Source organism: Sphingomonas sp. BK069, assembly GCF_014193405.1.
Lineage (GTDB): Bacteria > Pseudomonadota > Alphaproteobacteria > Sphingomonadales > Sphingomonadaceae > Sphingomonas.
Genome location: NZ_JACHZH010000003.1, coordinates 409,721 through 436,031 on the forward strand (window position 1 = coordinate 409,721; position 26,311 = coordinate 436,031).

Below are 26,311 nucleotides of genomic sequence, written 5' to 3' on the forward strand. Positions count from 1 at the left end.
TAGCGGGGCGTGTTGCTCCCGCGCCGAGTGGCCGGCAGCCCCGACGACGGCTTCTGCGCCACTCGCGCGCAGCTCTTACAAGCGTCATCCTAAACTCGTTTCAGGATCCACCCTTCCGCACACGCTCCGGCTCCGGCATGTGCGACGCGGTGGACCCTGAAAACGAGTTCAGGATGACGGAAGACGGGGTCGTCGTGCACGGGCTGTACGCCGCCCGACCCTCACACCCGCTCCGCCGCGTTGACCGCCTCGGCGGCGCGCAGCGCGGCGAGCAGCCGCATCAGCTGGTGCGCGTCGTGCACCTCGACGTCGATCACGTTGGTGTGGAAACGTGAGTCGCGGTTGTCGAGCCGCAGGTTGATGATGTTGGCCTTGTGCTGGCCGATGATCGTGGCGAGCATGCCGAGCGCGCCGGGCTCGTTGCGCACCTCGACCGAGATGCGCGCCGTCGCCCCCTCGGTCGCGTCGCCCCATTGCACGTCGATCCAGTCGGTCTCGTCGTCGGAGCGCTCGGCGAGGTCGGCGAGCACGCCGCAGTCGATCGCGTGCACCTCGATCGAGGCGTCGGGGCGGCGCAGTCCGATAATGCGGTCGCCCGGCACCGGGTGGCAGCATTCCGCGAGTTCGTACGCGACACCCGGGGCCAGACCCTCGATCGAGATCGCGCTCGACTGCGGCGGCGCCTCTGCCACGTCGGCGCCCGCCGAGCCGGGCATCAGCGCCTCCATCACCTGCGCGTCGGAGAGGTGGCGGCGCGCGATCTGCTGGAACAGTGCGGCCTCGTCCGGCAGCTTGAGCCGCTTGAGCGCCTCGTCGCGCGCGCTGTCCGCCAGCGCGGCAGGGAGGCGCTGAACGATATCGTCGAACAGCTTGCGCCCGAGCGCAATCGTCTGCTCGCGCTCGGTGTTGCGCAGATGGCGGCGGATCGCGGCGAGCGCCTTGGCGGTGATCGCCACCTTGAGCCAGGCGGGCTGCGGCGTCTGCGCCTTGGAGCGCAGCACCTGCACCTGGTCGCCATTCTCGATCACGGTCGACAGCGGCACGACTCGGCCGTTGATCTTGGCGCCCACCGCCTGGTCGCCGAGATCGGTGTGGACCGCGTACGCGAAGTCGATCGGCGTCGCGCCCTTGGGCAGCTGGATCAGCTCGCCCTTTGGGGTGAAGGCGAAGATGCGATCCTGGTACATCGCGATGCGGGTATGCTCGAGCAGCTCCTCGGGCGTCGCGGCGGTGTCGAGGATCTCGACCAGGTCCTTGATCCAGTCCTGCTGCGAGTCGGGGCGCAGCGCCGCGGCGCCGCCGACCGCCTGTTTGTACGCCCAGTGCGCCGCCAGCCCGAACTCCGCCTCGGCGTGCATCGCTGGGGTGCGCAGCTGGATCTCGATGCGGCGGTTCTCGGCATGGATCACGCTGGTGTGGAGCGAGCGATAGCCGTTGCGCTTGGGCGTCGAGATATAATCCTTGAACCGCCCCGGCACCATCGGCCAGCGCCGATGGATGATGCCGAGCGCGCGGTAGCAATCCTCCTCGGTCGGCACGATCGCGCGGAACGCCATGATGTCGGACAGCTGCTCGAAGCTGATGTGACGCTCCTGCATCTTGCGCCAGATCGAATAGGGATGCTTCTCGCGCCCCGACACCTGCGCCTCGACCCCGGCACGGCCGAGCAGCAGCTTCAGCCCCGAGCCGATCTTGGCGATGCGGTCGCCGCCCGAGCCTTCCTTGAGCTGCTCGAGCCGCTTGGTGATCGACTGATAGGCCTCGGGCTCGAGCTGTTCGAAGGCGAGCGTCTGCATCTCCTTCATGAACTCGTACATGCCGATCCGCTCCGCGAGCGGGGCGTAGATGTCCATCGTCTCCTTGGCGATGCGGCGGCGCTTCTCCGGCTTGGGGATGAAGTGGAGCGTGCGCATGTTGTGCAGCCGGTCGGCCAGCTTCACCAGCAGCACGCGGATGTCGCCCGACATCGCGAGGAGGAACTTGCGCAGATTCTCGGCGGCGCGCTCGTTCTCGGTCTGCGCCTCGATCTTGCTGAGCTTGGTGACGCCGTCGACCAGCCGCGCGACGTTGCCGCCGAAGATCCGCTCGATTTCCTCGGGCGTGGCGACCGTGTCCTCGACCGTGTCGTGGAGGATCGCGGTGGCGATCGTCTCGTCGTCGAGCCTCAGCTCGGTCAGGATGCCGGCGACCTCGATCGGGTGGCTGAAATAGGGATCGCCGCTGGCGCGCTTCTGCGTGCCGTGCGCGTTGACGGAGAAGACATAGGCACGGTTCAACATCGCCTCGTCCGCCTCGGGATCATAGGCGAGCACGCGATCGATCAGTTCATATTGCCTCAGCACCTATCCAATGTGCTTACATCCACGGTGACAATGCAACAACGATGCCGAAAAAAACGTGTCGGCGTGTTGCTTGCCACGTCGCGCGGCTATCGCGGGCGCGGCCGGCGGGTTAGCGTCGTGCGACGGAGTGGCGTGTGGAACAGCGGCGTTTGCGCGAGAATCTGACCGAATGCAGCCTGCCCGCCGCGCTGGAGGCGATGGGCGAGCGCTGGGCCTTCCTGATCCTGCGCGCCGCGTTTAACGGGCTGCAGCATTTCGAGGAGTTCCAGCAGGAGCTGGGGATCGCGCGCAACATCCTGGCCAACCGGCTGGCGCGCTTCGTCGCGCACGGCATCATGGAACGCGGCGCGGTGCCCGAGGATCGCCGAAAGGTGGTCTACCGCCTCACCGACAAGGGCTGGGCACTGCTGCCGACGATGGTGGCGCTGCGGCAATGGGGCGAGCGCTGGGAGACCGGCTACCCCGCCTCCCCGGTGCTGGTCGACGTGCGCGACGGCCGCCCGATCCGCCCCGTCGCGGTGCTGAGCCACGACGGCCGCGCGCTCGGCCAGGGCGAGCTGCACTGGGCGCTGCTGGAATAGCCCGGCCGCCACGCCGCGCTAGCGGATGAAGCTGCCCTCGTTGGGCAGGGTCGCTTCCTCGGCGGTCGGCATCTTGTTGAAGAGCGCGCGATCCTCGGGCCCGAAGGCGTAGCGCCAGATCACGAAGAGGTAGGCGCCCATCGTCGCCACCACGCCGACCGACACCTGCATCCAGCGCCATCCCGGCGGCAGCAGCGTGAACGCGCCGCCCACCGCGCCCCCCGCCAGCGCCGCCCACAGCAACGGCCAGCGCATCGGCGATACCGGGGCGCCGAGCAGCCGCCCCAGCACGCGCGCCTTCACGAAGGAGGTGAGCAGCAGCACCAGTAGGAGCGCCACCGGCGCGCCCGCGGCCTGCTCGGTGATGCCATAGCCGGCGTCGCGGATCAGCAGGATGAAGGCGAACGACAGAGCGATCTGGATCACCAGCATGGTCGCGGAGATCAGTAGGTTGCGGTGCCGCGCCAGGTACACCAGCGCGGACTCGGCGACCGCGCCGGTGGAGGCGCACACCTCGGCGAACAGCAGGAACACCATCGCCGCCGCGCCGCTGGTGAATTGCGGGCCGATCGTCGCCATCACCGCCTTGCGCGGGATCGAGGCGGTGAGCGCCAGCGCGAGCTGCGCGGCGATGATCCAGAACGCCACCTGACGCACCTGCCGCGCGATCGCGCCGAGGTCGCCGCGCGCGATGCTCCGCGTCACCACCGGCCCCAGGATCGGGTCGAAGCTGGTCTTGAGCCGCTGCGGCAGCGAGGCGACCTGCTGCGCCATGTAATAGATGCCGACGACGTTGGGCGCGAACAACGTGCCCAGGATCAGCCGGTCGACGTTGCGGCTGCCCCATTCCAAGGCGTCCGCCCCGGCGAGCGGCGTGTTGGCGCGCGCCATCTGCCACAGCACGCTGAGGTGCGGCGACCAGCCGCTCGGCACGCCGTAGCTGCGCAGCAGCGGCACGATGCTGGCGGTCAGCGCCGCCACCATCGACGCGACATAGGCGAGCACCAGCCCGTCCTTGAGCGTGAAGAAGGAGAAGAGGAAGGCGAAGATCGACAGCGTCCACGGCTCGACGATCGCGCGCGCGGTGACGCTGGCCTTCACGTCGTGCCGATAGGCCAGCGCGGCGAGGCTGACGTCGCTCAGCGCGGGGGCCAGGATGATCAGCGGGAAGAAGCGGTCGAGCCCGCCGATCGCCGAGTTCGGGTACATCGCCTGGGGAAAGGCGCAGAGGACCGCGCTGGCGATCAGGCTGGCGACCAGCGCGAGCGCGAGCGCGTCGAACACGACGTGATTGTGCGGCCGCTCGGCCGAGGACAGCGCCTGCGCCAGCCCGCGCTTGAGCCCGAGCGTCGCCACCAGCGCGGCGAGCTCGACGACCACCACCGCGATGGCGAACCGCCCCACCAGCGCGGCGCCGTAGAGATGGCCCGCGATGAACAGGAAGGGGATGCGCGCGCCGAGCTTGAGGATGAACCCCGCGACGTTGGTGCGCCCGCCCTTGGCGAGCGCGGCGATGTCGTCGGGCTGGTCGGGCGCGGTCATGCGGCGCCCGGCTGAGTGTGGGCGGGCGCTTGTGGCCGCGAGACGACACGCTCGGCTGTAAACGATCCTCCCCGCTCGCGGGGAACGGGACCGCTCGCCGAGGGCGAGTGGTGGAGGGGGCTCTCCGCGAGCGCACCGCCTGCGGCCACCCCCCTCCGCCAGTCTGCGGCTGGTCCCCCTCCCCGTGCCGGGGAGGATTGTTCGTCAACCCGCCCCCTCAATGCGCGGCCCCCCAGCTCGCGCCGACGCCGATCTCGACTCCGAGCGGCACGTCGAGCGTCACCGCCGGCTCGGCCGCGGACGCCATCACGCGCTCGATCACCGGGCGCGCCGCGTCGACGTCGCCCTCGGGCAGCTCGAACACGAGCTCGTCGTGCACCTGGAGCAGCATCCGCACATGGCCGAGCCCGGCCTCCGCCAGCGCCGGCTCCATTCGCGCCATTGCGCGCTTGATGATGTCGGCGCTGGTGCCCTGGATCGGCGCGTTGATCGCGGCGCGCTCGGCGCCCTGTCGCTCGTGCTGCACCTTGCTGCGGATGCGCGGGAAGTGCGTCTTCCGCCCGAACAGCGTGGTGGTGTAGCCGCGCTCGCGCACCTGCGTCAGCGTCTCGGCGATATAGCGGTTGATGCCGGGGAAACGCTCGAAATAGCGGTCGATCATCGCCTGCGCCTCGTCGGCGGAGATATCGAGCCTTCCCGCCAGCCCCCAGCGCGAGATGCCGTAGAGGATCGCGAAGTTGATCGTCTTGGCGGAGGCGCGCGTGTCGCGCGTCACTTCGCCGAACAGCTCCTGCGCGGTGAGGCTGTGGATGTCGTCGCCGCGCGCGAACGCTTCCTTGAGCTGCGGCACGTCGGCCATGTGCGCGGCGAGGCGCAGCTCGATCTGCGAATAGTCCGCAGCGAGGATGACGTTACCCGCGTCGGCGACGAAGGCGTCGCGGATCTGGCGACCGGTCTCGGTGCGGATCGGGATGTTCTGGAGGTTGGGATCGGTCGACGACAGCCGCCCGGTCTGCGCGCCGGTCAGCGAGTAGCTGGTGTGGACGCGACCGGTGTCGGGGTGGATCTGCTCCTGCAGCGAGTCGGTGTAGGTGTTCTTGAGCTTGGTGAGCTGGCGCCAGTCGAGCACGCGTGCGGCGATCTCGGCACCCGGCGAGTCCTTGTCGGCCGCCAGCCGCTCCAGCTCGTTGACGTCGGTCGAATAGACCCCGCTCTTGCCCTTGCGCCCGCCCTTGAGCCCCATCCGCTCGAACAGCACGTCGCCGAGCTGCTTGGGGCTGCCGATCGTGAAGGGGCCGCCCGCGAGCGCGTGCACCTGCGTCTCCAGGCCGGCGATCTGCTGCGAGAATTCGTCGGACAGCTGCGCCAGCCGCTCGCGATCGACCTTGATGCCGTGGCGCTCCATCCGCGCGATCACCGCCACCAGCGGCCGGTCGACCATCTCGTAGACGCGCGTCGAGCCCTCGATCGGCAGCCGCGGCTTGAAGCGGCGCCACAGCCGCAGCGTGACGTCGGCGTCCTCGGCGGCGTAGCGCGTCGCCGCCTTGAGATCGACCTCGTGGAAGCCGAGCGCCTTCTTCCCCGTACCGACCACGTCCTTGTAGGCGATGCAGCTGTGCGAGAGGTGGGTCGCGGCGAGCTCGTCCATGCCATGGCCGTGGCGACCGGCGTCGAGGTCGAAGCTCATCACGATCGTGTCGTCATAGGGCGCGAGCGTGACACCGCCGTCCGCCGCATAGGCGCGCCCGAGCACGATCAGATCATACTTCAGATTGTGCCCGATCTTGAGCACGCTCGCGTCCTCGAGCAGCGGCTTGAGCTTGGCCAGCGCGGCGTCGCGGTCGAGCTGCACCGGCTTCTCCGCGAACATGTCGCTCCCGCCGTGGCCGAGCGGGACATAGCAGGCGAGGTTTGGCGCGAGCGCGAGGCTGACCCCGACCAGCTCGGCCAACATCGGGTCCTTGGCGGTGGTCTCGGTGTCGATCGCGACCCAGCCCTGGTGACGCGCGACCTGGATCCAGCGGTCGAGCGCGGCCTCGTCGACCACGGTCTCATAACCGTCGTGGTCGCAGGCGGGCTCGTCGTCCTCGGCGGGTGCGCCGACCGTCTCGGGCTGGGTCGCCTCGGCGACCTCGCCGAGCCGGGTGAGCAGCGAGCGGAAGCCGTGATGCTCGAGGAAGGCGCGCAGCGGCGCCTGCGGGATGCCCTCGGCGGGCAGCGCGAGCGAGTCGAGCGTGTCGGGCAGCGGCACGTCGCACGCCAGCTCGACCAATTTGCGGCTCATCCGCGCCGCCTCGGCGTGCTCGATGAGGTTGTCGCGCAGCTTGCCCTTCTTCATCTCGGGCGCGGCGGCGAGCACCGCCTCGACGTCGCCGTGCTCGACGATCAGCTTGGCCGCGGTCTTGGGGCCGACCCCGGGGACGCCGGGGACGTTGTCGACGCTGTCGCCCATCAGCGCGAGGACGTCGCCGAGCTTGTCGGGGCCGACGCCGAACTTCTCCACCACCGCCTCGGGGCCGAGCCGGCGGTTGTTCATCGTGTCGAGCATGTCGACCGAGGGATCGGTCATCAGCTGCATCAGATCCTTGTCGGAGCTGACGATGGTCACCTGCCAGCCCTGCGCCAGCGCGGCCTTGGTGTAGCTGGCGATCAGGTCGTCCGCCTCCCAGCCCTGTTCCTCGATGCACGGCAGCGAGAAGGCGCGCGTCGCGTCGCGGATCATCGGGAACTGCGGGACGAGATCCTCGGGCGGCGCCGGGCGATGCGCTTTGTACTGGTCGTACAGCTCGTTGCGGAAGGTGGACGAGCTCTTGTCGAGGATCACCGCCATGTGCGTCGGCCCGTCGGCCTTGTGCAGCTCGTCGGCGAGCTTCCACAACATGGTGGTATAGCCGTAGACCGCACCGACGGGCTCGCCGTGCTTGTTGGTCAGCGGCGGCAGCCGGTGATAGGCGCGGAAGATGTAGCCCGATCCGTCGACGAGATAGAGGTGCGGCATCGCGCTGCCCTAAACCGGTTTGGCCGTGTGGGAAACCGGGGTTGTGGCGAGACCTCGTGTCGCCGGTGAAGGTCGGTGCTTCGGGGTAAGGCCCCGGTCTTCGTCGGCCCGGCTAAGGGCGGGACCTTTGCACGACCCTTCCGTCATCCTCCGTCATCCCGGACTTGTTCCGGGATTCACCGTGCCGCTTATCCCTAAGCCGCTGAGTTCGCGGCCGCCTGGATCCCGGAACAAGTCCGGGATGACGGTGGGTAGCGCGAGGATAGGGCGCCCTCCATTGCTCCCTCAGGTCCCGTCCTCGTCGCCACCCACTGCGCGCGGCTGCGCGCCGGTGAGCGCGGCACAGACGTTCTGGATCAGCTGCTGGCGCATCCGCATCGGCGCGGCGGTGTCGCCGATCATCACCGCGATGGCGTAGCGCCGCCCGTCCGGCGCGGTGAGCAGGCCGACGTCGTTGAAGCCCGCGTTGCGCGCGCCGAAATCCTGCCCCGTGCCGGTCTTGTGCGCCACCTTCCAGCCCGGCGGCGTCGCGGCGCGCAACCGCGCGTGGCCGGTGCGCGAGGCCGCCATCGTGTCGAGCAGGATCCGCGTCGAGGTCTCGCTGAGCAGCTCGCCGCGCGCCAGCCGCGCCAGCGCGCCCGCGATCGCCACCGGCGCGGCGCCGTCGGGCGGGTTGTCGATGTAGCGCTGGAGCGCGGCGCGGCGCACCGCCGGGTCGAGCCGGGCGCGCGCCGCCTCGAAGCCGCGCCCCATCGCCATCGACTGGCTCCAGGTCAGTCCCGCGGTGCCGCTCTGGAGCAGCCGCTCGCCGGGGCCGAACTTGATCGCGCCGAGCTGGTGCTGGGCGATGAAGCGCCGCACCGCGGCCGGGCCGCCCACTACCGTGAGCAGCCGGTCGTTCGCGGTATTGTCGCTCTGCGTCAGCGCGCGCGTCAGCAGCCCGCCCACCGTGGTGCGGTAGCCGTTGGCGCCGACCAGGCCGGCGATCGGCTGGTGGAACAGCGTGAGGTCGTCGCGCGTGACCAGCACCGGATCGTCGAGCGTGAGCCTCCCCGCGTCGCGCTGCGACAGCACCGTCATCGCCACCCAGGTCTTGCTGACGCTCTGCTGCGGCAGGCTGAGATCGCCGCCCTGCTGCACCACCCAGTCCTCGTCCACCGCGACGATCGCCGCGCCGGCCTTGCCCGGGAAATTGCGGATGAGCTGCTCGACCCGTGCCTGGAGCGCGCGCGGCGCGGCCGAGCGACGCGGCGGCGGGGGCGGCGGCACGACGGCGAGCGGCACCGGGATCGAGACGAGCGGCTTGGGCGGCGCCGCGGGGATGAGCGCGGAGCCTGCCCCGGCGCCGCAGCCCGCGATCAGCAGCGACCAGGCGATGATCGCGGCCCGGCGCCCGAAAGTCTTACTACCCATGTCCGCCGCCACCAACCCCGCTTGACTCGCGTCTGTGGACAATAATGGCGCGGACACAAAGTGCTGCGACTCGCCGCTGCGACGATCACCCTTGTCGGCGCGACGAACGGTGGGGCGCTCGACCGTCACGCGTCAGGCTCGCGGCACCAGCACCGTGTCGGCGGCCTCGGCGAGCGTGTCCGGCCAGTCCAGCGTGAAGTGCAGCCCGCGGCTCTCGTGCCGGTGCAGCGCCGAGCGGACGATCAGCTCGGCGACCTGGAGCAGGTTGCGCAGCTCGATCAGGTCGGGGGTGACGCGGAAGTGGCCGTAATAATCCTCCACCTCGCTGCGCAGCAGGTCGATGCGGTGCTGCGCGCGCTCAAGCCGCTTGGTGGTGCGGACGATCCCGACATAGTTCCACATGAAGCGGCGGATCTCGGTCCAGTTCTGCTTGATCACCACCTCCTCGTCGGAGTCGGTGACGCGGCTCTCGTCCCACGCGCGTACCGCCGGGGGCGGCGGCAGCGTGTCCCATTGCTGCGCGATATGCTGCGCCGCCGCCTCGCCGAAGACGAAGCATTCCAGCAGCGAGTTGGAGGCGAGCCGGTTGGCGCCGTGCAGCCCCGACTGGGTGCACTCGCCCGCGGCGTAGAGCCCGGGCAGGTCGGTGCGGCCGTCACGGTCCACCACGATCCCGCCGCAGGTGTAATGCTGCGCCGGCACCACCGGGATCGGCTGGGTCGTCATGTCGATGCCGAGCCCGAGCAGCTTCTCGTGGATGTTGGGGAAGTGCGCGCGCACGAAGTCGGCGGGCATGTGGCTGATGTCGAGATGGACGAAGTCGAGCCCGTAGCGCTTGATCTCGGCGTCGATCGCGCGCGCCACCACGTCGCGCGGGGCGAGCTCCAGCCGGTCGTCGTACCAGGGCATGAAGCGCCGCCCGGTGGTGGGGTTGATCAGATGCCCGCCCTCGCCGCGCACCGCCTCGGTGATCAGGAAGTTCTTGACCTCGAGATGGTACAGGCAGGTCGGGTGGAACTGCATGAATTCCATGTTCGCGACCCGGGCGCCGGCGCGCCACGCCATCGCGATCCCGTCCCCGGTGGCGCCGCGCGGCGCCGTGGAGAAGAGATAGGTCCGCCCCGCCCCGCCGGTCGCCAGGATCGTCGCGCGCGCGGTGTGCACCTCGACCGCGCCGGTGCGTCGGTCGATCGCGTAGACGCCCCAGACGTTGCCTGCGCCCGAGTAGCGTTCCTCGTGGCGGCTGGTGGCGAAGTCGATCGCGACCTGGTCGGGGACGAGCGTGATATTGGGGTGCGCCTCGGCGGCGCGCTGGAGCGCCTCCTGCACCGCCCAGCCGGTCGCGTCGGCGACATGGACGATGCGGCGATGCGAGTGACCGCCCTCGCGCGTGAGATGGAGCGCGCCGCCTTCCTCGGCGAACGGCACGCCCAGCGCGCGCAGCCGCGCGATCGCGGCGGGGGCGCGCTCGACCACGAACTCGACGATCGCGCGGTCGTTGAGCCCCGCGCCGGCGACCATCGTGTCCTCGACATGGTGCTCGAACGTGTCGCCGGGCTCGAGCACCGCGGCGATCCCGCCCTGCGCCCAGGCGGTGCTGCCCTCGTTGAGCGCGCCCTTGGCGAGCACGGTGACGGTGAAGCGGTCGGCCAGGTTGAGCGCCGCGGTGAGCCCGGCCGCGCCCGAACCGACGATCAGGACGTCGCTCTGTGTCATGCGCTTAGCCCGCGAATGTTGCGAATGTTGAGTCGCTGGCGCGAGTCGCGGCGGGTGTGAACGTTGAGTCGGCGGCGTGCGGGGCGCGGGTGGCGGTCGGGCTCGGGGAGGGGCATGACGCCCATGTGGCACAGCTGCGGGCGTTTAGGACAGCGTGAGTTGCGGCAACGATCCTCCCAGGCACGGGCAGGGGGCGCGCGGGCGAGATCGTATTCCCCGGACATGGTCTTGGCGTGCCGGGGGCGCGCCAAAGCCCCTACGCCGCGCGCTAGCGCGGTGGTGGAGGGGGGTTCCTCGCTCGCTGCGCGTCGTTGAGGAGACCCGCGGACGCCGGGATCCGCAGAGGACCCTCCTCCACCACGACGCGACGCGTCGCGGTCCCCTCCCCGCGAGCGGGGAGGAGTTACTGCGCCTCACTTCTTCGCCACGACCCTGGGCAGCCGGTCGATCGGCTCGACCGTGATATCGCGGAACCAGGTCTCGGCGCCCTCCGACTGGAGCTGCACGCTGCCATGCGTCAGCGCGGTCCGTTTCCCCGCGGCGTCGACCGTCGCCAGCCCCTCCACCACCATCACCGGCACGCCGTTGACGACGTGCACCGCGCGGTCGCCGAGCACGTAGAGGTCGAGCGTGTTCCACTGCCCCGCCGGCTTCTCCGCGTCGCGCGCGTTCTCGACGTTCCAGATCAGCGTGCCGTTGACGATCTCGACCGGCCGCCCGTCCTGGCGATAGCGCACCGGCGGCGAGACCAGCGACGGGTCGAGCGCGGCGGTGGTGCGCAGGCGCACGTCGCGCCCCACCGCCACCGCCATGCCGGTCGAGCCCTGCATGATCTCGAACTCGACCGAGGGCTGCCACGTGCCGAACACCGCGCCGGGTGTGCCATGGGTGTGGTAGAGCAGCCCGTTGTTGGGCGGCTGGCCGAGCCGCGGCGCCCAGCGCCTGGCACCCCAGCGATACTGTAGCCGCAGGTGGTAGTCGCGCAGGTCGGCGTCGTGGACGAGCGCGCCCCAGGTCTCGCCCTTGACCCACAGCGCGGGGCGGCCGTCGATGGGGCGGATCGCGAAGTCGCCGGCGGTGTCGCGCGTCGTGCCGATCGGCGTCGCGCCGGGCCGGTCGCGATAGGTCACCGACGGGTCGGGATAGCCCAGCCACGGGTGCCAGCCGGCGAGGTCGCGCCCGTTCAGCAGCGCGCGTGCCTTGCCGGTCGCGCGCGGCACGTCGGCGAGGACGATGGACTGCGGGCGCGCGACCGTGTCGCCGACGGCCGCGCGCGCCTGGGCGAGCTGCTCGGGCGTGGCGGGCGCCTGCGCGGCGGCGGGGGCGGACAGCGCCGCGACGGCGAGCCCCATCACAATCGGTCGCACGCTGTTCCCCTCCGCTGGCGTTGTTTGCGGGGAGGTATCGCAGGCGCACGCCGCGAGAACAATGGGATATGGGAACGTTCCCGGTGTGAGGGTCAGCTCACGTCCTTCGATCATGGCACGGCTGCGTACCATCTCGCTGTAAGTGTAGCGGCACGCGTGTTCTTGTCCTGCCGTCGGGCGCCTCAACGACGAACCTGGACAATGCCTCGACTTCCAAACTGCCGCCGAGGCATTCCACCGCGCGACGATCGGCGCACTTCAAGCGAGTATCCACGTCCCCGCCTTCGCGGGGATGACGAAAGAAGAGGGGTGAGGCAGCCCCGCGCCGCGTCCCGTGACGCACCTGCGCTGCGCGCTCACTGCGGCCACGCCACCCCCAACCCCGCCTTGCCCCGCCGCCGCCGCGCTGCCACAGCGGCGCGCCACAGCCAGGGGACAGCGACCATGATCGTGCGCAGCGACGAATATGAGGACGTGGCGGTGCCCGGCGCCGGCACGATGCGCACCCATCTGTTCCGCCCCGCGATCGACGGGCGCTTCCCCGGCGTGCTGTTCTTCTCCGAGATCTACCAGGTGACCGCGCCGATCCGTCGTTTGGCGACCCTGCTGGCGGGCAACGGCTATGTCGTCTCGGTCCCCGAGGTGTACCACGAGTATGAGCCCGCCGGCACGGTGCTCGCCTATGACCAGCCCGGCACCGACCGGGGCAACGCGCTCAAGTTCACCAAGCCGGTCGCACAGTACGACGCCGACTCGCGCGCCGCGCTCACCGCGCTGGCGGCGCACCCGGCGTGCGACGGGCGGCTCGCCACCTTCGGTGTGTGCCTCGGCGGGCATCTCGCCTATCGTGCCGCGCTCGACCGGCGCGTCGGCGCCGCCGCCTGTTTCTACGCCACCGACATCCACTCGGGCACGCTGGGCGAGGGCCGCGCCGACGACAGCCTCGCGCGCATGGACGCGCTCGAGGCCGAGACGATGTTCGTTTGGGGGCGGCAGGACCCGCACGTCCCGTTCGCCGGGCGCGAGGCGATCCGTGGGCGGCTGGAGGAGGTGGGCGCGCGCTACGAGTGGCACGAGGTCAACGCGCCGCATGCCTTCCTGCGCGACGAGGGGCCGCGCTACGATCCGGCGCTGTTCCGGCAGAGCGTGGCGTGGACGCTCGCGCTGTACCGCCGCGCGCTGGGGTGAGCGGTCGCCCCACCCGCGCGCCGCACCGCCCGCCTCACGCCGCGGCGCGCTGCTCCAGCGTCGCGACGAAGGCGTCCGCCACCATCGGGCGGCCGATCAGATAGCCCTGCACCAGGTCGCAGCCGGCGTCGCGCAGCAAGGCGAGGCAGCCGGGCTCCTCGATCCCCTCCGCCACCACCTTGAGCCCGAGCCCGTGCGCGAGGTCGATCGTCGAGCGCACCATCAGCGCGTCCGCCGGGTTGAGATGCGCATGCTGGACGAAGCTGCGGTCGATCTTGAGCTCGGACAGCGGCAGCTCGCGCAGATAGGTCAGCGTCGACTGGCCGGTGCCGTAATCGTCCATCGAGATCGCAACGCCCTTGGCGCGGAAGTGGCGCAGCTGCGCGGCGGCGCGCTCCGGATCGGCCAGCGTGGCGGACTCGGTCACCTCGAAGATCAGCCGGTCGGCCGGCACCGCGCCCGAGTCGAGCAGGGCGTCGACCGCGGCGCTGAACGCCGGCTCGGCGATCAGCATCGCGGAGAGGTTGATCGCGACCGAGACGTCGTGCCCGCGCGCGCGCCAGTCGGCGAGGTCGGCGACCGCGCGCGCGAGCACGTGGAGGGTCAGCGCGCTGATGCGGTCGGCCTGCTCGGCGAGCGGGATGAACAGGTCGGGCCGGATCATCCCGCGAGTCGGGTGGCGCCAGCGCACCAGCGCCTCGGCGCTGGCGACCCGGTCGGTCGCGAGGGCGAGCTTGGGCTGGTAATGCACCTCGATCTCGCCGTTGGCGATCGCCTGGTCGAGCTCGCCCATCAGCACCAGTCGCCGCTCCAGCGCATCGGCGTCGACGTGCGCGTGGCGCCAGAACGCGCCCGCCGCGGCGGCCTCGTCGGCGGCGCGGGTCGCGCTCACCAGCCGGTCATGGATCGTGCCCTCGCCCGCCGAGACGCCGAGATGCACCGCGGCGTCGGCGCGGCGGCCGAGGATCTCGACCGGCTCGATCAAGGTCGCGCGCAGCGCCGCGACCAGCGCCTCGATGTCCTCGCCCGGCGCGTTGACCGCGAGCAGCCGCTCGCCGACGCGATAGACGCTGGCGCCCACCGTCGCGTGCAGCCGGTCGGCGACGCGCAGCAGCAGGTCGTGCCCGGCGCGCTCGCCCAGCAGCGTGATGAGCGCGTCCGCGTTGCCGAGCGACGCCACCAGCAGCGGCGTCGGCGCGGCGGAGTCCCTGTCGTGGAGCAGCGCGCGGCGGTTGGGCAGGCCGGTGTCCTCGTCGACGCGGCGCTGGCGCTCGAAGCGGCGTGCGAGATCGAGCGCGACGCGCGCCAGCCCGGCCGCGACGACCAGCACCAGCGCCGGGGCCAGCGGGAACACCGCCTGGTCGGCGACCTGCGCCCGGACCGCGAGCGCGAACAGGACCACCGGAGCGGCCAGCGCCAGTCCCGCCGCGACCGGGCCGCGCCGCACCCACAGCATCGGTGCGGCGAGCAGCAGCGCGAGCAGCAGCGGCAGCGCGCTGCTCCATTCCGACGGCACGCCCGCGAGCAGCGTCTCGGCGGCGAGCGCCTGCACCACCACGCCGGGGATCACGCCCCAGTGCGGCGTGGCGTAGCGGTCACCCATCTCGATCGCGGTGGCGCCGATCAGTATGTCGCGCCCGCGCACCGCCGCCGGGTCGAAGCGGCCGTCACGCGCCGCGACGAAGCTCAGCCGCGGCAGCCGCGTCGGGTCGATCCCGCCGTCGATCGGGAAGAAGCTGTCGGCCGCGCCGGAGCGATGCGCGATCAGCGCGGAGAGCGACGGCCGCGGCGTGCCCGCGGTAATGGTGCCGAACGGCGCACGGCGGACGATGCCGTCGGCGTCGGGCTGCATGCTCACCGAGGCGAGCGCGGCACCGGCGCGCAGCGCGGGCAGCGGCAGCGAGTCGATCGTGCGGCGATCGCCCAGGCGCGCGCGCTGCGCGAAGGTGGGCAGCGCGACGAGGCCGGGCGCGCGCGCGATGGCCTGCGCCAGCGCGGCATCGCCCGCGCCGGGGCCGGCGGAGGAGAAGTCGACGTCAAAGGTGATCGAGGCGGCGCCCGCTTCGCGGAGCCGATCGACCGCGCGCGCATAATGGTCGCGCGACCAGGGCCACTCGCGGATCGCGGCGACGCTGGCGGCGTCCATCTCGACGACGACGACCTGCCCGCTCGGCGCGCGCACCCAGGCGGCGGCGCGCGGCGGGTCAAGCAGCCGATCGATCCGCGCGCCCAGCCCGCTGAGCGCGGTGAGCAGCGCGAGCGTGAGCGCCGCGGCGAGCGCGAGCGCGCGGCGGTGACGCAGCAGGGCGCGGGGGCGGGGGATCAGCATGCGGCGGCGGCTTGGCAGGTGATGAAGAGGGTCGCTCCATCCCCGCCCGCGAGAAGGGCAACTTGATCTAAGCGGTCCCCCCTCCGCCACGCACCACCCCGGCGAACGCCGCGGTCCAGTTGGGCGAACCGCCGTGACGTGCAAGCGACGTCACCCAACTGGACCCCGGCGTCCGTCGGGGTGGTAGCTGGGGCAAGGAGATGGTCCATCACCCCACGAGCCTTCAGATGCTTCTCGCGTCCCACCCCGCCCCGCATCAGAACACCCGCGACAGCCGCAGCGAGATACGCGGCCGGCGGTTGCCGGTGTCGAACCGATCGGCGTTGAGCGGGAAGGCGACCTCGACCATGCCGTCGAGCCGACCCGCCCCAGCGCGCACGCCCAGCCCAGTCGACGCCAGCGTCCCGCCGCCGAACCCGTCGCGCAGGTTGCTGACATGCCCGCCGTCGACGAAGGCATAGCCCTGCGCGCGGTCGATCACGCCGGGCAGCACGCGCCCGGCGTCGGCGCGGAGCTCGGCCGAGGCCATCGCGCCCTGGTCGCCGGTGCGCTCGGCATAGTCATAGCCGCGCGCGAAGCCGGGGCCGCCCAGCCCGATCTCGGCGGTGGCGAGCAGCGGGCGCGAGGCGAGCTGCGCCGCGCCTGCCAGCACCGCGCTGAACGGCCCGCCGAGCCGGCGCGTGTAGTCCATCTGCCAGGTCGCCAGCACGAAGCGCGCGTCGCCGTCGGCGCGCGACAGCAGCGCGTCGCCGGCATGGCTCACCCCGGCGAGCGGCAGCCCGACCACGCCTGCCAGCTCGCCCCGCAACGTGCCGCCGGCGACGGCCGCCTGGCCGTTGAGCGAGGCGGTGGCGGTGGCGAGCCGGTCGCGGCGCAGCCGCGCGCCCCGGAGCGTCTGGGTCACCGTCACCGCGCGCAGCTCGGCCTGGCCCCACAGGCTGCGTGCGCGGGTGCGCACCAGCGCGCGTGTGTAGCTCACCGACAGGTCGCCGCTGCGCCCGACCACGTCGAGCGGGGCCAGCGCCGCCCCCGGGTTGGAGCGCGCCACGGAGCCGGCCACCGCCAGTACCGAACCGGCCGAGTCGACCGGTGCGGCGTAGCGCGCGCGCAGGAAGGCGAACTCGCTCGGCTCGAACGGCGTCTGCGCGACGATCAGCGACAGCTCGTCGCCGTCCCCCGCGAGCCCGCGCAGGCTGGCGAGCAGGGTGGAGCGCACCGGGCCGACCTCGGCGCTGCCGCGGTTGTCGAGCTGCGCATAGGCGCTGGCGCGGTCGCTCGCGATCGTCACCAGCAGGATGCCGAAACCGTCCTGACGGACGTAGCGCGTGTCGGTCACGCGCACGCCGGGCACGTCGCCGACCAGCAGCAGCGCGCGCTCCAGCATCTTCTGCGTCACCGCGCCGCGCCCGGTGAGCGCGTGGACCAGCAGCGTGTCGGCGGCGGCACTGCGCGCGCCGATCACGCGCACCGCATCGATGCGGCCGAGCTCGACCTCCACCGCGAGCACGCCGTCGGTCATCGGCTGCGCCGCGACCGAGGCGGTGGCGAAGGGATAGCCGCGCGCGCGCACCGCGCCCGCCACCTGGCCCGCGAGCGTCGCCAGCGCAGCGCGGTCGAGCGTGCGGCCGATCACCGGCGCCATCGCGGCGGCATAGGCCGACTCGGGCACGCTCTCCGCGCCGAGCACGCGCACCGCGCGCACCGGCGGAGTCAGCGCCGTGCCCGCGGCGGCGCGGCTGGCGGCGTCGACCTCGGTCGGGCGCGCGCGTTCGGGCTGCTCGAGCGAGGGACGCGGCAGCGCGCGCGCCGCGATCGTCGGATCGGCGCGGTCGAGCGCGGTCTGCGCCGCGGCGGGTGCGCCCGCCAGTGCGGCGCTGCCCAGCAGCGCCAGGCGGATCGTGGATGTAGCTCGCATGCGGACGCCCCTGTTATCGCGGCGCGGCCTAGGCGGGGGCGGGTTCCGATTTGGTTACGATGACCGCGGCATTTCGCTAACCATTTGCTCTAAGTTGTTCGCAACGCTCTCCTTCTACTCGGCTGAGTCGGCGCGCCTGGCGGGCCGAGGGAGAATAACATGCGTAAGCCGATCCTGGCGCTGCTCGCCGCTTCCACCGCTGGGTTCGCGATGCCCGCGAGTGCCGGCCCCGCCGGCTGGCGGATCAGCGAGGCGATGGGTGACGTGCAGGTGACGCGGGCGGGCGTGTCGAAGGTCGCCACGCGCGGCAGCGCGATCGTCGCCGGCGATACCGTCACCACCGCCAAGGGCGCTCGCGCGGTGCTGGTGCGCGGCACCGAATTCATGCTGGTCGCGCCGGGCTCGCGGCTGACGCTGCCCGCCGCGACCGAGGCCAAGGGGATGACGCGGATCGTCGAGGAGTTCGGCAACGTCGTCTTCATGATCAAGAAGAAGATGACGCCGCACTTCGAGGTGCAGACGCCGTACCTCGCCGCGGTGGTGAAGGGCACGACCTTCAGCGTCAGCGTCGGCGGCACCGGCAGCGCGCTGCAGGTGATCGAGGGCGCGGTCGAGGTTGCCACCAGCGACGGCGGCGCCCACGAACTGCTCACCCCGGGAGCGGTGGCGCAGGTCGGCGCCGACGACCGCTTCCGCATGGCGATCGAGCGCGACGGCGTGCGCCGCGTGATCGAGTCGCCGGCGCGGCCGAAGGAAGCGCCCGTACCGGCGCTGCCGGTCGCGGCCGAGACCGCCGCGGCGTCGGAGCCCGCGGCCGCCCCCGTCGACCAGGCGGCGCCACCGGCGCTCGCCGCCGCCGCCCCCGCCATCACGGCGGAGCCGGCCGTCGCGAGCGTCGCGCCGGCGGCGGACGCGCCGACGGTCGTCGCGGTGAGCGAGACGGTCTATGCCGCCCCGGTGGCGCTGGCGGACACCACCGGCGGGCTCGTCCAGGGCACCACCGCCGCGGCGGGCGGCGCCAGCGCGGCGCTGGCGGCGGTGGCGAGCGCGACCCGCACCGCCACCGAGGCGTCCACTACCACGGTCAAGGCGGTCGAGATGGCCACCGAAGTTGCCGGCGCGCGTGCCGAACAGGCGAGTGCGAGCGCGGCGGCGGCGAAGAGCGCCGCGGAGAGTGCCGCTGCGGCTGAGGCCAAGGCCGGCGCCGAGCGTGCCGCGGTAGAGGCGGCGACACAGGCACGTGCGACCGAGGCCGCGGCGCAGTCCTCCGCGCTCGCGGCGGCCCAGGCCGGCGTGGAACAGGAGCAGGCCGCGGCGGCACGCGCCGCCGCCGCCGCGCAGGCCGAGGCGAGTGCGGAGGCGGCGCGGGCGGCACTGGCCGCGCAGCAGCAGGTCGCGGCGGAGCAGGCGGCGATGGCCGAGGCACAGGCCAAGGCAGTGGCCGAGCAGGCCGCGACCGCGGCGGCGCAGGTGCAGGCCGAGGCGACCGCGGCGGCGACCGCGCGCGCGGCCGAGGCCGCGCGGCAGGCGGCGGCCGACGCGGCGACCCAGGCGGCCGCGATGGTGGCGCAGCAGGCCGCGGCACAGGCCTCGGGCGACGCCGCGGCCCAGGCGGCGGCGGCGAGCCAGGCGCAGGCGGCGCAGGCCGCCGCCGCCGTGGCGGCGGCGCAGGCCGCACAGGCACAGGCGCAGGCGGAGAGCGCCGCCAAGGGCGCCGGCAACGCCGCCGCCGCGGCGCTGCAGGCAGCGATCGAGAAGGCCGCGCGCGACGCCGCCAAGGCTCTCTCCGACCTCGCCGCACAGAAGGCGGCGCAGGATGCCGCCAAGGCCGCCGATCAGGCGCAGAAGGCCGCCGATCAGGCCGCCAAGGCCGCCGCCGACAAGGCCGCCAAGGACGCGGAGAAGGCGGCACGCGACGCCGACAAGGCGGCCAAGGACGCGGACAAGGCGGCGAAGGACGCGGCCGACAAGGCCGCCAAGGCCGCGGCCGACGCCGCCAGGGAGCAGGAGAAGGCGGCACGCGACGCGCAGAAGGCCGCCGACGACGCGGCCAAGGCGGCGCAGAAGGCGGCGGACGACGCCGCCAAGAAGCCGCTACCGGGGCCGCTCGACCCGCTCAAGCAGGTGGTCGACCTGCTGCTGCCGAAGAAGCCCTGACACGCGACCGTTGCGCCGCCCGGGCGCGCGCGACATGAGGGCGTGTCGCACCGGGAGAGAGTGAATGCGCCTGAACGCCGCGCTGTTGTTGACGTCGACCCTCGCGCTGGTCGCCGCCGCGCCCGTGCCGCAGACGGCGCCGGCGGCGGCGCCCGCCGCTGCGACACAGGCAGCCGACCGGGCGCTGCTCGCCTTCCTCGATCAGAAGTTCGACGAGCAGCTCGCGCTCAGCCCGGAGGGCCAGACCCAGCTCGGGCTCAAGACCGGCGAGGACCGGCTCGACGATTATACCGACGCCGCGCAGGTGCGCGCGCGCGCGCTCGAGGAGCGCCAGCTCGCCGAGCTGCACCGGCGCTTCCGCCCCGAGCAGCTCGGCGAGTCGGCGCGGGTCAGCTATCGGCTGTTCGAGGAACAGGTAGCGCGCGACCGCGCCTCGTTCCGCTTCCGCCAGCTGCGCTTCCCGGTCTCGACCAACGGCAGCCCGGCGGGGGCGATCCCGGTGCTGCTGATCAACAACCACCGCGTCGACACCGTCGCCGACGCGCAGGCCTATGTCGCCCGGTTGCGCGACACCGAGCGCGTGATGCGCGAGGTCGCCGGAACGATGCGCGCGCAGGCGGCCAAGGGCATCATCCCCAACCAGGTCAATTTCGCCCCGGCCCGCGCCGACGCGCTCAAGGTGGTTACCGGCGCGCCGTTCGACGCCGGCCCCGACTCGACGCTGCTGGCCGATTTCCGCAAGAAGGTCGCCGCGCTCGACGCCCCGTCCGCGACCAAGGCGCAGCTGCTCGCCGACGCCACCGCCGCGCTCAAGGGCCCGTTCCGCCATGGCTATACCGTGCTGATCGCGGCGCTGGACGAGATCGCACCCAAGGCGACGGGCAATTACGGCGCCTGGCACCTGCCCGACGGCGCGGCCTATTACGCCGACCGGCTGCGCGAATCGACCACCACCGATCTCAGCGCCGAGCAGATCCACCAGCTTGGGCTCCAGCAGGTGGCGGCGATCCGCGGCGAGATGGAGGCGGTCAAGCGCCAGGTCGGCTTCACCGGCACGCTGGAGCAGTTCTTCGACAAGGTCCGTACCGACCCGTCGCTCAAATATCCCAACACCGCGGCCGGCCGCGAACAGTATCTCGGCGACGCGCGTGCGGTGATCGACGGCGTGATGACGGCGGCACCGCGCTATTTCCGCGTGCTGCCCAGGGCGCCGCTGGAGGTGCGCGCGGTGGAGAAGTGGCGCGAGGGCACTGCCTCCACCGCCTTCTACAACCCGCCCTCGGCGGACGGCACGCGGCCCGGCATCTATTACGTCAACCTGGTCGACATGAACCAGACGCAGAAGGTGCAGGTCGCGGGCATCGCCGCGCACGAGGGCGCGCCCGGGCACCATTTCCAGATCGCGCGCCAGCAGGAGCTGACCGACCTGCCCAAGTTCCGCAAGTTCGGCGGCTATGGCGCGTATATGGAGGGCTGGGGCCTCTATTCGGAGCGGCTGGCGGACGAGATGGGCGTGTACAAGACGCCATACGATCGCTTCGGCATGCTGTCGCTGCAGGTGTGGCGCGCGATCCGCCTGGTGCTCGACACCGGCATCCATGCCAAGCGGTGGACGCGCGATCAGGCGATCGCCTATTTCCGCACCAACAGCTCGGTCTCGGACACCGATATCGCGCGCGAGGTCGACCGTTATTTCAACTGGCCGGGGCAGGCGACCAGCTACATGGTCGGCCAGCTCAAGATCGCCGAGCTGCGCGCGCGCGCCGAGCGCGAACTCGGGCCGAGGTTCGACATCCGCGACTTCCACGAGGCGGTGTTGAGCCAGGGAGCGCTGCCGCTCGGCGTGCTGGAGGAGCAGGTCGACCGCTATATCGCGGCGAAGAAGGGGTAAGCCGCGCGCCGGTCCATTCGCGCTTGACTGCGCCGCGCCCGGGGGGCACCCGGCGAGGATCGCGGGCGATCGTCCGCCCGCGCCCGGAGGAGTGATCCCGTGCGAGTCGCCATCGCCACCGACCATGCCGGCTTCGCGCTCAAGCAGGAGCTCAAGGCCTGGCTCAACGAGCAGGGCCATGCCGTCACCGACCTCGGCACCGACGGCACCGCCAGCGTCGATTATCCCGACTATGGCCGGGTGCTCGCCGAGGCGCTCGCTTCGGGCCGGGTCGAGCGGGGCATCGCGCTGTGCGGCTCCGGCATCGGCATCATGATCGCGGCGAACCGCAACCCGGCGGTGCGCTGCGCCCTGGTGTCGGAGCCTTACTCCGCCGCGCTCGCGCGCAGCCACAACGACGTCAACGCCATCGCGCTGGGCGCGCGGCTGATCGGCCTCGACATGGCCAAGCAGTGCGTCGCCACCTTTCTCGCGACCGATTTCCTCGGCGGGCGCCACGCCGCCCGCGTCGACATGCTCAAGGAGCCCGTATGAGCACCAACCCCGCCCACCAGCTCAGCACGGCGCCGAGCGGTTTCTTCGATCGCGGCCTCGCCGAGGCCGATCCGGCGGTGTTCGCCGGCGTGGAGCATGAGCTCACCCGCGAGCAGACCCAGATCGAGCTGATCGCGAGCGAGAATATCGTCAGCCGCGCGGTGCTCGAGGCGCAGGGCTCGGTGTTCACCAACAAATATGCCGAAGGCTATCCCGGCAAGCGCTATTACCAGGGCTGCCACCCGTCGGACGAGGTCGAGCAGCTCGCGATCGATCGCGCCAAGCAGCTGTTCGGCTGCGGCTTCGTCAATGTCCAGCCGCACTCCGGCGCGCAGGCCAACGGCGCGGTGATGCTGGCGCTGGCCAAGCCGGGCGACACGATCCTGGGGCTCAGCCTCGACGCCGGCGGCCACCTCACCCATGGCGCGCGCGCGGCGCTGAGCGGCAAGTGGTTCAACGCGGTGCAGTACGGCGTCGACGCCGAGACGCATCTCATCGACTATGACGCGGTCGAGCGGCTCGCCGCCGAGCACAAGCCGCGCGTCATCATCGCGGGCGGCTCAGCCTATCCGCGCCACATCGATTTCGCGCGCTTCCGCGCGATCGCCGACCAGGTCGGCGCGACCTTCATGGTCGACATGGCGCATTTCGCCGGTCTGGTCGCGGGCGGTGTCCACCCGACCCCGTTCGGCCACGCGCACGTCGTCACCACCACCACGCACAAGACGCTGCGCGGCCCGCGCGGCGGCATGATCCTCACCGACGACGAGGCGATCGCCAAGAAGATCAACTCGGCGGTGTTCCCCGGGCTGCAGGGCGGCCCGCTGATGCACGTCATCGCCGCCAAGGCGGTGGCGTTCGGCGAGGCGCTGCGCCCCGATTTCCGCGGCTATGCCGCCGCGGTGGTGGAGAACGCCAAGGTGCTCGCGGCGACGCTGAAGGAGCGCGGCGCCGACCTGGTCTCGGGCGGCACCGACACGCACCTGGCGCTGGTCGACCTCACCCCGCTCGGCGTCACCGGCCGCGACGCCGACGAGGCGCTGGAGCGCGCGGGCATCACCTGCAACAAGAACGGCATCCCCAACGATCCGCTGCCCCCGGTGAAGACCAGCGGCATCCGGGTCGGCTCGCCCGCGGGCACCACGCGCGGCTTCGGCACGGGCGAGTTCCGCGAGATCGGCAACATGGTGGCCGACGTGCTCGACGGGCTGGCGCAGAAGGGCGAGGCGGGGGACCCGCAGGTCGAGGCGAGCGTTCGGGACCGCGTGCGTGCGCTGTGCGCGCGCTTCCCGATCTACCAATAAGGAGGTTCGCCGATGGCGTCGATCGACGAGAAGGCCCGCGAGGTGCAGAGCAACGTGCAGGGCACGCCCGGGCTGGGCAAGAGCATGGCCAAATGGGGCGCGCTCGGCGCGGTGGTGGCGATCCCGGTGCCCTTCATCGGTCCGGTGTTCGGCGCGATCGCGGGCGCGGCCTATGCCTATCACAAGGGTAAGAAAAGCGGACTGTGAGCGCCGCCTAGCGGGACGGGTGAAGGACTGAGATGCGCTGCCCGTTCTGCGGCCATGACGCGAGCCAGGTGAAGGACAGCCGCCCCACCGACGACGGGGCGGCGATCCGGCGCCGGCGTCAGTGCGAGGGTTGCGCCGCGCGCTTCACCACCTTCGAGCGGATCCAGCTGCGCGAGCTGACCGTGGTGAAGAGCGAGCATCGCCGCGAGCCGTTCGACCGCGAGAAGCTGCTCCGCTCGGTCGCGATCGCGGCGCGCAAGCGCCCGGTCGAGCCGATCCAGCTCGAGAAACTGGTGAGCGGCATCCAGCGCCAGCTCGAGACCAGCGGCGACGCCGAGGTCTCGGCCAAGCGCATCGGCGAGATGGTGATGGACGGGCTCAAGGGGCTCGACTCGGTCGCCTATATCCGCTTCGCCAGTGTCTACCGCGACTTCAGCGAGGCGCGCGACTTCGAGGAGTTCGCCGGCAGCGTCGAGGAGGCGGGGCGCGAGGGGTAAGGTCGGGAGCCTCCCGCCGCGGCCGAGAGCGATCGTTGCTCGGCCCGCTTCCCCTTTCCGTTCGGTTCGAGCAGCATCGAGCTTGCCGAGATGCGTCCGTCGAGAACATAGGCCAGCGATGAGCTTCCACGTCTACATACTGCGCTGCGCCGACCGCACCTATTACACCGGCCATACCGAGGATCTGGAGCGCCGCGTCGCCGAGCATCAGGCGGGCACGATCCCCGGCTACACGCACGACCGCCGGCCGGTCGAGCTGATGTGGTCGCAGGACTTCCCCACACGCGCGGAGGCGCTGGAGCGCGAACTTCAGGTAAAGGACTGGTCGCGGAAGAAGAAGGAAGCGTTGTTCCGCGCCGACTGGGAAATGATCGCGGAGGCGGCGCGTCCTCGACCACGCGTCTCGACTTCGCTCGACGCTGGCTCGGATCGAACGGACGAGGAGCAGGCGATGAACCAGGAGGACAGGCTTTCGACCTCCGCCCCGCCCCCCGTCATCGTCCTCGTCCGCCCGCAGCTCGGCGAGAATATCGGCAAGGCCGCGCGCGCGATGCTCAACTTCGGGCTGACCGAGCTGCGCCTCGTCGCCCCACGCGACGGCTGGCCCAATCCGCAAGCCGGCCCCGCCGCGTCGGGCGCCGACGTCGTGCTCGAGCGCGCGCTCGTGTATGATAGCGTCGCCGAGGCGGTCGCCGACTGCGCCCATGTCTATGCCACCACGGTGCGCAAGCGCGGCGTCACCAAGCCCGTCGTGACCCCGGAGGTGGCAGCGCGCGCGATCCACGCCGATGCGGGCCGGTCGGCGATCCTCTTCGGCCCCGAACGATCGGGGCTCGAGACCGATGACGTCGCGGTGGCGCGGACGATCGTCACCGTGCCGATCAACCCCGGGTTCGGCAGCCTCAATCTTGCCCAGGCGGTGATCCTGGTCGCCTATGAATGGTCGAAAGGGCAGGCGCTCGCCAGCCCGCCCGAGACCGAGCTCGCCCCGCCCGCGCCGCAACAGGAGCTGGACGGCATGATCGCGCAGCTCGACGCGCTGCTCGATGAGGCGGGCTACTTCTTCCCGCTCGACCGTGCGCCGGCGTCGCGGCGCACGCTGCGGACGATGCTGACCAAGCCCGGCTGGAACAGCCAGGAGGTCCGCACGATGCGCGGCGTGCTCTCCGCGCTGGCGCCGCGTCCGCCGCGCGGCTGAGCGCGCCGCTCAGTCGATCCGCGGGCTCTCCGGTCGTCCGCCCAGATAGGCCGAGGCGGGCGCGTGGAAGGGAAAGCCCGCCGCGGCGACGCGGTTGAGGATCAGCTGCATCGAGCCGTGACGCGCCTCGCATGCCATCGCGCTGGCACGTTCGAGCCAGGCCGGGTCGACCAAGGTGCCCGAGCGCGTGCGCATGAGCGGCCCGCTCGGGCCCGTCATCGCGGCGATGCGGCGGCGTACCGTGGTGTCGGGCAGCGACAGCGCGCGCGCGATCGCGGCGACGCGCACGGCATGGCTCTGGCGGAAGCTCGCGCCGCTCTCGCCGCGCGCCGCCAGCGTGCCGCCCTCGGCGGCGAAGCGCTGCGTGTTGGCGTGGAGGATCGCGGAGAAGATCGCGGTGTCGACCGCCTCGGGGAACAGGTTGCGGTTCTGATCGACCAGCGCCAGCACCAGGTCGAGCAGCCCGCACACCCCGTCGATCTCGGTGAAATGGCCGACTGAACGCATCGTCGGCAGCTCGACCGCGCCCGCGGCCGTCGCATCGGCCACGAAGCGGACGAAGCAATCGTGCGCGTAGCGCAGCTTGGCCTTAATGAAGCGGCTCCGCCAGAAGCGCGGCGACATGGTGACACCGGCATCGATCCGATGGCACAGCCCCGAGTCGATCAGCGCGGCGATGTGGCGGCGCACCGTCTCGAACGGTCGCCCCAGCGACAGCGCCGCCGAGTGGATCGAGATCGCGCCGTCGCGCTCGGGCTTGGTCAGCGCGGTGCGCATGAGCAGCGCCAGGACGAGCAGACGATCGACGTTGCCGCGCAGCGGCCGCAGCATGGCGACATTGATGCCGGTATGCAGCTCGGCGATCAGCCGCACCTTCTGATGAATGGGCATCGAGAGACGAACGCTGGCATGAGCCGGGGGCATGTCAGTCTGACGTCGCGCGGCCGTCGCGTAATTCGGCACCGTGCTGGTCCTTTCACCTTCAGTAACCATCGCCGTCAAGACAATCATTCCCGGAAAAAGACAGACGGGTGTCGGCGTTTTCCAATGGTTGCACGAGCTCCCTGCATAGCCCGCGCAACCCACCGACCCCCGCAAGGCCTTTTTCAGCGGAATGAGTACATTATACGGT

General features: G+C 71.7%; 18 protein-coding genes. 9 read left to right on the forward strand and 9 right to left on the reverse strand.

Annotated elements, in window-relative coordinates:
* Window positions 1-221: 221 nt before the first annotated feature.
* Window positions 222-2,342, reverse strand: a complete 2,121-nt coding sequence (locus FHY02_RS13270; RefSeq protein WP_183922786.1) for a bifunctional (p)ppGpp synthetase/guanosine-3',5'-bis(diphosphate) 3'-pyrophosphohydrolase — start codon at window positions 2,340-2,342, stop codon at window positions 222-224.
* A gap of 197 nt (window positions 2,343-2,539) precedes the next feature.
* Between FHY02_RS13270 and FHY02_RS13275 the strand changes: the two genes are divergently transcribed.
* Entirely contained in the window at window positions 2,540-2,923 is a 384-nt protein-coding gene (locus FHY02_RS13275; protein WP_183922998.1) for a helix-turn-helix domain-containing protein, read from the forward strand.
* A gap of 18 nt (window positions 2,924-2,941) precedes the next feature.
* On the opposite strand, the gene FHY02_RS13280 is transcribed toward FHY02_RS13275, so the two are convergent.
* The 5 genes from FHY02_RS13280 to FHY02_RS13300 all read right to left on the reverse strand — a co-directional run bounded on the left by FHY02_RS13280 (window position 2,942) and on the right by FHY02_RS13300 (window position 11,959).
* Window positions 2,942-4,465 carry a lipopolysaccharide biosynthesis protein gene (locus FHY02_RS13280; RefSeq protein WP_183922788.1) on the reverse strand — a complete coding sequence of 508 codons (1,524 nt, stop codon included), beginning with the start codon at window positions 4,463-4,465 and terminating at the stop codon, window positions 2,942-2,944.
* A gap of 217 nt (window positions 4,466-4,682) precedes the next feature.
* Entirely contained in the window at window positions 4,683-7,463 is a 2,781-nt protein-coding gene (gene polA, locus FHY02_RS13285) for a DNA polymerase I (protein ID WP_183922790.1), read from the reverse strand.
* Between the two features lie 285 nt (window positions 7,464-7,748).
* Window positions 7,749-8,876 carry a serine hydrolase gene (locus tag FHY02_RS13290; protein ID WP_183922792.1) on the reverse strand — a complete coding sequence of 376 codons (1,128 nt, stop codon included), beginning with the start codon at window positions 8,874-8,876 and terminating at the stop codon, window positions 7,749-7,751.
* Between the two features lie 132 nt (window positions 8,877-9,008).
* A complete protein-coding gene (nadB, locus tag FHY02_RS13295) occupies window positions 9,009-10,592 on the reverse strand; it encodes an L-aspartate oxidase (RefSeq protein WP_183922794.1) in 1,584 nt (527 codons plus the stop codon).
* A 413-nt stretch (window positions 10,593-11,005) separates the two neighbouring features.
* Window positions 11,006-11,959 (reverse strand): DUF1080 domain-containing protein, encoded by a 954-nt coding sequence (locus FHY02_RS13300; RefSeq protein WP_311731832.1) that lies wholly within the window; start codon window positions 11,957-11,959, stop codon window positions 11,006-11,008.
* A gap of 444 nt (window positions 11,960-12,403) precedes the next feature.
* On the opposite strand from FHY02_RS13300, the gene FHY02_RS13305 reads away from it, so the two are divergent.
* Window positions 12,404-13,147: a dienelactone hydrolase family protein gene (locus FHY02_RS13305; RefSeq protein WP_183922796.1), complete on the forward strand. Its 744-nt coding sequence runs from the start codon at window positions 12,404-12,406 to the stop codon at window positions 13,145-13,147.
* 34 nt (window positions 13,148-13,181) lie between these two features.
* Here the strand turns inward: FHY02_RS13305 and FHY02_RS13310 are convergent, their stop codons facing one another.
* Together FHY02_RS13310 and FHY02_RS13315 are read right to left on the reverse strand one after the other, a co-directional pair.
* Window positions 13,182-15,476, reverse strand: coding sequence for a bifunctional diguanylate cyclase/phosphodiesterase (locus tag FHY02_RS13310; protein ID WP_183922798.1), 2,295 nt, complete (start codon window positions 15,474-15,476; stop codon window positions 13,182-13,184).
* 256 nt (window positions 15,477-15,732) lie between these two features.
* Window positions 15,733-17,391: a ShlB/FhaC/HecB family hemolysin secretion/activation protein gene (locus tag FHY02_RS13315; protein ID WP_183922800.1), complete on the reverse strand. Its 1,659-nt coding sequence runs from the start codon at window positions 17,389-17,391 to the stop codon at window positions 15,733-15,735.
* 159 nt (window positions 17,392-17,550) lie between these two features.
* On the opposite strand from FHY02_RS13315, the gene FHY02_RS13320 reads away from it, so the two are divergent.
* The 7 genes from FHY02_RS13320 to FHY02_RS13350 all read left to right on the forward strand — a co-directional run bounded on the left by FHY02_RS13320 (window position 17,551) and on the right by FHY02_RS13350 (window position 25,179).
* A complete protein-coding gene (locus tag FHY02_RS13320; RefSeq protein ID WP_183922802.1) occupies window positions 17,551-19,548 on the forward strand; it encodes a FecR family protein in 1,998 nt (665 codons plus the stop codon).
* 64 nt (window positions 19,549-19,612) lie between these two features.
* Window positions 19,613-21,439, forward strand: coding sequence for a DUF885 family protein (locus FHY02_RS13325; protein ID WP_183922804.1), 1,827 nt, complete (start codon window positions 19,613-19,615; stop codon window positions 21,437-21,439).
* Between the two features lie 99 nt (window positions 21,440-21,538).
* The gene (gene rpiB / locus FHY02_RS13330; protein WP_183922806.1) at window positions 21,539-21,973 is read left to right on the forward strand and encodes a ribose 5-phosphate isomerase B; all 435 of its coding nucleotides are present in this window, start codon (window positions 21,539-21,541) and stop codon (window positions 21,971-21,973) included.
* Window positions 21,970-23,277, forward strand: coding sequence for a serine hydroxymethyltransferase (gene glyA / locus FHY02_RS13335; RefSeq protein WP_183922808.1), 1,308 nt, complete (start codon window positions 21,970-21,972; stop codon window positions 23,275-23,277). The genes rpiB and glyA overlap by 4 nt, the downstream gene beginning before the upstream one ends.
* Before the next feature lie 12 nt (window positions 23,278-23,289).
* Window positions 23,290-23,484, forward strand: coding sequence for a hypothetical protein (locus tag FHY02_RS13340; protein ID WP_183922810.1), 195 nt, complete (start codon window positions 23,290-23,292; stop codon window positions 23,482-23,484).
* Between the two features lie 32 nt (window positions 23,485-23,516).
* The gene (gene nrdR, locus FHY02_RS13345; RefSeq protein ID WP_183922812.1) at window positions 23,517-23,981 is read left to right on the forward strand and encodes a transcriptional regulator NrdR; all 465 of its coding nucleotides are present in this window, start codon (window positions 23,517-23,519) and stop codon (window positions 23,979-23,981) included.
* Window positions 23,982-24,099: 118 nt separating this feature from the next.
* A complete protein-coding gene (locus FHY02_RS13350) occupies window positions 24,100-25,179 on the forward strand; it encodes a TrmH family RNA methyltransferase (RefSeq protein ID WP_183922814.1) in 1,080 nt (359 codons plus the stop codon).
* 9 nt (window positions 25,180-25,188) lie between these two features.
* Here the strand turns inward: FHY02_RS13350 and FHY02_RS13355 are convergent, their stop codons facing one another.
* Window positions 25,189-26,070 (reverse strand): hypothetical protein, encoded by an 882-nt coding sequence (locus FHY02_RS13355; RefSeq protein ID WP_183922816.1) that lies wholly within the window; start codon window positions 26,068-26,070, stop codon window positions 25,189-25,191.
* Between the last annotated feature and the right edge of the window lie 241 nt (window positions 26,071-26,311).

What these genes read in the sequence shown, in the direction of transcription:
- FHY02_RS13275 (WP_183922998.1), top strand. Translation starts at nt 2,540, where the DNA reads ATGGGCGAGCGCTGGGCCTTCCTGATCCTGCGCGCCGCGTTTAACGGG.
- FHY02_RS13280 (WP_183922788.1), bottom strand. Translation starts at nt 4,465, where the DNA reads ATGACCGCGCCCGACCAGCCCGACGACATCGCCGCGCTCGCCAAGGGC.
- polA (WP_183922790.1), bottom strand. Translation starts at nt 7,463, where the DNA reads ATGCCGCACCTCTATCTCGTCGACGGATCGGGCTACATCTTCCGCGCC.
- FHY02_RS13290 (WP_183922792.1), bottom strand. Translation starts at nt 8,876, where the DNA reads ATGGGTAGTAAGACTTTCGGGCGCCGGGCCGCGATCATCGCCTGGTCG.
- nadB (WP_183922794.1), bottom strand. Translation starts at nt 10,592, where the DNA reads ATGACACAGAGCGACGTCCTGATCGTCGGTTCGGGCGCGGCCGGGCTC.
- FHY02_RS13305 (WP_183922796.1), top strand. Translation starts at nt 12,404, where the DNA reads ATGATCGTGCGCAGCGACGAATATGAGGACGTGGCGGTGCCCGGCGCC.
- FHY02_RS13310 (WP_183922798.1), bottom strand. Translation starts at nt 15,476, where the DNA reads ATGCTGATCCCCCGCCCCCGCGCCCTGCTGCGTCACCGCCGCGCGCTC.
- FHY02_RS13315 (WP_183922800.1), bottom strand. Translation starts at nt 17,391, where the DNA reads ATGCGAGCTACATCCACGATCCGCCTGGCGCTGCTGGGCAGCGCCGCA.
- FHY02_RS13320 (WP_183922802.1), top strand. Translation starts at nt 17,551, where the DNA reads ATGCGTAAGCCGATCCTGGCGCTGCTCGCCGCTTCCACCGCTGGGTTC.
- FHY02_RS13325 (WP_183922804.1), top strand. Translation starts at nt 19,613, where the DNA reads ATGCGCCTGAACGCCGCGCTGTTGTTGACGTCGACCCTCGCGCTGGTC.
- glyA (WP_183922808.1), top strand. Translation starts at nt 21,970, where the DNA reads ATGAGCACCAACCCCGCCCACCAGCTCAGCACGGCGCCGAGCGGTTTC.
- FHY02_RS13340 (WP_183922810.1), top strand. Translation starts at nt 23,290, where the DNA reads ATGGCGTCGATCGACGAGAAGGCCCGCGAGGTGCAGAGCAACGTGCAG.
- nrdR (WP_183922812.1), top strand. Translation starts at nt 23,517, where the DNA reads ATGCGCTGCCCGTTCTGCGGCCATGACGCGAGCCAGGTGAAGGACAGC.
- FHY02_RS13350 (WP_183922814.1), top strand. Translation starts at nt 24,100, where the DNA reads ATGAGCTTCCACGTCTACATACTGCGCTGCGCCGACCGCACCTATTAC.
- FHY02_RS13355 (WP_183922816.1), bottom strand. Translation starts at nt 26,070, where the DNA reads ATGCCCATTCATCAGAAGGTGCGGCTGATCGCCGAGCTGCATACCGGC.